Source organism: Actinomadura kijaniata NBRC 14229, from assembly GCF_001552175.1.
GTDB classification, from domain to species: Bacteria; Actinomycetota; Actinomycetes; order Streptosporangiales; family Streptosporangiaceae; genus Spirillospora; species Spirillospora kijaniata.
The window spans coordinates 1-531 of sequence record NZ_BCQR01000359.1; the positions used below are offsets into that span (position 1 = coordinate 1).

The window sequence follows — 531 nt, forward strand, 5'->3', positions numbered from 1 at the left end:
GAGGGCGTTTTTAGTCGCATGCTGTAGACCCGAAGCGGAGTGATCTAGCCATGGGCAGGGTGAAGCGCCGGTAAGACGGTGTGGAGGCCCGAACCCACCAGGGTTGAAAACCTGGGGGATGACCTGTGGTTAGGGGTGAAAGGCCAATCAAACTCCGTGATAGCTGGTTCTCCCCGAAATGCATTTAGGTGCAGCGTCACGTGTTTCTTGCCGGAGGTAGAGCTACTGGATGGCCGATGGGCCTTACCGGGTTACTGACGTCAGCCAAACTCCGAATGCCGGTAAGTGAGAGCGTGGCAGTGAGACTGCGGGGGATAAGCTTCGTAGTCGAGAGGGAAACAGCCCAGATCATCGGCTAAGGCCCCTAAGCGTGTGCTAAGTGGTAAAGGATGTGGAGTTGCCGTGACAACCAGGAGGTTGGCTTAGAAGCAGCCACCCTTGAAAGAGTGCGTAATAGCTCACTGGTCAAGTGATTCCGCGCCGACAATGTAGCGGGGCTCAAGCACACCGCCGAAGCCATGGCATTGACAC

1 rRNA gene is annotated in these 531 nt (G+C 56.5%); it reads left to right on the forward strand.

Annotation, left to right across the window (positions count from 1 at the left end):
* Window positions 1–531 (forward strand): 23S ribosomal RNA (locus AKI01S_RS48705); the annotation flags it as partial.